Source organism: Chamaesiphon sp. OTE_20_metabat_361 (genome assembly GCF_031364565.1).
The window spans coordinates 1-3632 of the sequence record NZ_JANLWO010000403.1 but is presented as its reverse complement, the minus strand read 5'-3'; the positions used below and the strand labels follow the sequence as shown (position 1 = coordinate 3632).

The following is a 3632-nucleotide window of genomic DNA, read 5'->3' as shown; positions in this document are numbered from 1 at the left end:
CTGGAGATCCCAAAACCTCCCCCTCTACCGGAAGATCCACCTCAACCCCCACCACTTGCCTCAAAAAATGCGCCTGTTGGGACAGAGCATGACAACTCTCCAACGTCGAAAACCGCAACACCCGCTCCGACACACCCCGCTCGTATCGCGCCAACGGCAACAACGAAATCGTCAAAATCTCCGTCACCCGCCGATTTACCTCCTCCTTATCCAACGTATTCAAATAATCCACCACCTCCGCCAACAGCGTCCCCTCATACGGCTGCAACCGCAAACTTAAATTCTTCCGCCCCCGCTTACTAACCACCATTATTTCCCCTCCATCGACCCAATCAAATAATCAAACAACCCATAACAATCCACCAACCTAATCGCCAGATTATGGTCGTCATCCTGAAAATCAATCTGAAATTTTTCTCGTACTAACTTCACAATGCCCTCTCCCCAAAGTAGCTTTGGCATTGACCGATCCTCATCTTTTGCCACATATACTCCAGCTCTTTTGTAGGGGTGATAGTGAGAACCATTTCCCGTAAGTTTGTGAGCAGCATTAAAATACCGCTCTAAATTCGGCTGTAAAAACTCGCCCGCCCCACCACTAATAATTACAATATCCACAGCACCAGGAATCGTTTTACCCAGCCACTTCTCAATCTTCTCCCAATACTCCTTAGTCGCCACAGTTATCGCATCCACAATCAGCTTGCATTCCCGCTGATTTAATTCAACATCCTTCGCCTTTGCCAAACCCTGAATCGGCGAATATTTACCCCAGTCAGGATAAAAGTTAGCATTTTTATTCTCTGGGCGAGTGTCATTATACGCATGAGCGATCGTATCCATCACCGCATTCGCTAACAATTCCCGATCTAAAGACTTCCGCTCGATAACTGCATCCAGAAAATTACTAAACCCCAGCAGCGGACTATCCCCCGACAACTTACCCCTGTCAAAATACAAAGCAGTCACATTCCGATGCCCGAACATCAACACTGCAATCTTCTTCTTTTGCAACCAATCAGTCCCATTTTGGCGAATGTAAGTAGCCGCTACACCACCCCCTTCAGGACGAACTAAAATACTCCCAATCGAGCACAATAGCGATACTCCTCGGAACTCGAACCCAGCCAAAATCGTTCTCAACCGCTCCTCAAAGATCGAACGATCGTTATACTCATCCCAAGGAATTAACACCCCCAGATGAACCTCTAACTTCTTCTTACCCAGCTTGAGCTTTAACCGCTCCACAATCACCCCAATCGCAGCCGCCACCTTATACAAAGCATTCTCATACTTCTGCTCGCTCGTCCGATCCTCTGGGTCGAATTCTCGCGCCAAATCCCCCACCACAAATACCCGCTCCTGCCATTTGAGATAAGCCTCACGGTCGGGAGCCGGACTACCCAACGACGACTTACGATCGAGATAAGTAACTATTTTTTTTGGCTTAATCTCCTCCACCAACGGAGACATCAACAAATACCCAGGACTCTCAGCTCCAGATAACTGATAAACAATCTTAGTTTGAGAGCCACCACAATCGACACTTAGATATAAGACAGCCATAGTTTTTATCGGGGGATATAGCTTAGTGTACCCATAGTACAAAAATCCCTATCATCCACCGAGTAACTTTAGAGTAGAAAATCTGCCCAAACCGCTAAATATTAGTGTTAACCTCGATTGTTAAAGTTAAAAGCCAGAATCGATCGCTACTTTTCGCAGCACCTAAGAAATCAAAACAACCGATAAACATCGTGCTAAATTAGCTCTCTGGTCGAAATTAACCGCGTAGGTTATGGTTGAGTGAGCCGCCGATATTGATGAGAAGCGAGCAGTTCCCGCAGCCGTCGCTTTCGCTCCTCGTGCCCCTACGGGACACCGGGAAGTGCTCGTCGGGGAGTGCCCCGAACTCCCTTAGAAATAATTGGGATTGTAACTTTAAGCATTTTTAGTAATTTAAACCGATGCGAAACCTCCGCCCGATTAAATTCACTCTCAGATTATCACAAATAGAGAGCGATCAGATCCAGTCTCACGCTACCGAACAAGGGATAGACAAGGCTGATTACATCCGAGATTATCTCTTTAGCAAAGAGAAATCCGCCATCCCGCCAGTTAATTACCGCACCTATGAAAGTTTGACCCAACTCAAAACCGAATTATCCCGCTGGGGCAACAACCTCAACCAATTGACTAGAGCGGTTAACGAACAACGCTGCCCCAAAAATATCCTGCCAGAAATCCAACTCATCCGCAAGACGATGGCAGCTCAGATGGAAACCATTGCGCGGCTGCAACTTGAATGCTTGGGGGAAAGCGATGATCGCTAGTATCAGTCAGGGTGGAGGTTTTGGTGGTTTGTTCGGCTATTTACTCGATGAGAAGAAACAAGCCAAAATCATTGGCGGGAATGTTGCTTGTAAGTCTGCCAAGGGATTAGCGCGAGAATTTAAGGCGATCTCCGATCTCAATCCCCAAGTTACGGTTGTCGCCAAACATATCGCACTCGCCTTTGCACCTGAAGATGGGGAAGTAGCTAGCTCCCTTAAAGCCGAAATCGCGATGAGATTATTAGAAGAATTGGGGTATAAAAATAGTCAATTTCTAATTGTCGAACACCCGCGCAGCGACCACGACCACAACCACGACCATCTGCATATCGCGGTAAATATCGTTGGTTTGGATGGGGAACGGGTCAAAAATGGGTTTGAGTGGCGTAGAACTGAAAAAATCCTCAGATCGATCGAGCAAGAACACGATCTGACTCCAGTGGCATGTAGCTGGGAAGCCGCAAGATCGCTGCCAACTAAAGGACAGTCGGAACGCTATCGACGGGAGGTAGCGGCGGCTGAAGCAGATCCAAACTTGCCTACACCTGAATTACCAGTTAGTACCAAATTGCAAGATCTCATCGATGAGATCGTCCCCTACTCCCCGACGATGACCGATTATGTGGCGCGATTGCAATCTAAGGGCGTTGAGGTCAGACCGAAGATTACGCGGACTGGACTAGTTCAGGGTTTGAGCTATTCGTTAGATGGAGTAGCGTTTCAAGGTGCCCACTTGCAGGGTTGCAGTTTTCCCAAGCTTCAAGCTAGGGGAGTTAACTACGAGCGCGAACGCGATTTACCAGCTTTGAGTGCAGTTGCTAGGGGGGAGAAATTGACGTTGGAGATTGAGGTGGACTTCACGCCAGAGGTCGAACCGGAGGAAGAACTAGTGAATGTGGAATTTATTAGGGTTCCAATTGTTGTGGTTAAGGAGCAGAGCGAGCGGAAGAGTCAAGGTCAATCTTATGAGATGTCGATGTGACCGCGCCAGGAGCGGTGAGGAGGTCGCCTCCACCAGCACCCGCCACACAATTTTAATTATGGGGTAAGAGCGATCGTGGCTGGCGGGTCGCTAGTTCCAGCTTTTTATTTATGTCTCGATCTGCTTCCCACATATCGAATGAGATCGCCAACCTTGAGCATGGAGCGATTCTCTCGATCTTGTTTAGAGCAAGAGAAATGTTTATCGCCACCATCGCCACCCTGTCGCCGGATAGCTTGCGGTGAGCTGGTTTCGCGGGTGGCGATAAGATTTTTTTCATCGCCACCCTCATCGCCACCTGCATTTTCATCGCCACC

At 48.1% G+C, this 3632-nt stretch carries 4 protein-coding genes and 1 pseudogene; 2 read left to right on the top strand and 3 right to left on the bottom strand.

Annotated elements, in window-relative coordinates; all coding sequences use genetic code 11:
- Both RMO35_RS11785 and RMO35_RS11780 read right to left on the bottom strand, forming a co-directional pair.
- A pseudogene (locus RMO35_RS11785) lies at positions 1-310 on the bottom strand (hypothetical protein); the annotation flags it as partial.
- Complete coding sequence (locus RMO35_RS11780; protein ID WP_309741423.1) at positions 310-1566, bottom strand: ParM/StbA family protein; 1257 nt, start codon at positions 1564-1566, stop codon at positions 310-312. The pseudogene RMO35_RS11785 and the gene RMO35_RS11780, both read right to left, overlap by 1 nt.
- Before the next feature lie 401 nt (positions 1567-1967).
- On the opposite strand from RMO35_RS11780, the gene RMO35_RS11775 reads away from it, so the two are divergent.
- Entirely contained in the window at positions 1968-2333 is a 366-nt protein-coding gene (locus RMO35_RS11775) for a plasmid mobilization protein (protein WP_309741422.1), read from the top strand.
- Positions 2323-3315, top strand: coding sequence for a relaxase/mobilization nuclease domain-containing protein (locus tag RMO35_RS11770; protein WP_309741421.1), 993 nt, complete (start codon positions 2323-2325; stop codon positions 3313-3315). The genes RMO35_RS11775 and RMO35_RS11770 overlap by 11 nt, the downstream gene beginning before the upstream one ends.
- 104 nt (positions 3316-3419) lie before the next feature.
- Here the strand turns inward: RMO35_RS11770 and RMO35_RS11765 are convergent.
- On the bottom strand, positions 3420-3632 hold a 213-nt coding region (locus tag RMO35_RS11765), incomplete at its 5' end, for a hypothetical protein (RefSeq protein WP_309741420.1).

Coding starts and splice junctions, on each gene's coding strand:
- RMO35_RS11780 (WP_309741423.1), bottom strand. CDS start 1,566: ATGGCTGTCTTATATCTAAGTGTCGATTGTGGTGGCTCTCAAACTAAG.
- RMO35_RS11775 (WP_309741422.1), top strand. CDS start 1,968: ATGCGAAACCTCCGCCCGATTAAATTCACTCTCAGATTATCACAAATA.
- RMO35_RS11770 (WP_309741421.1), top strand. CDS start 2,323: ATGATCGCTAGTATCAGTCAGGGTGGAGGTTTTGGTGGTTTGTTCGGC.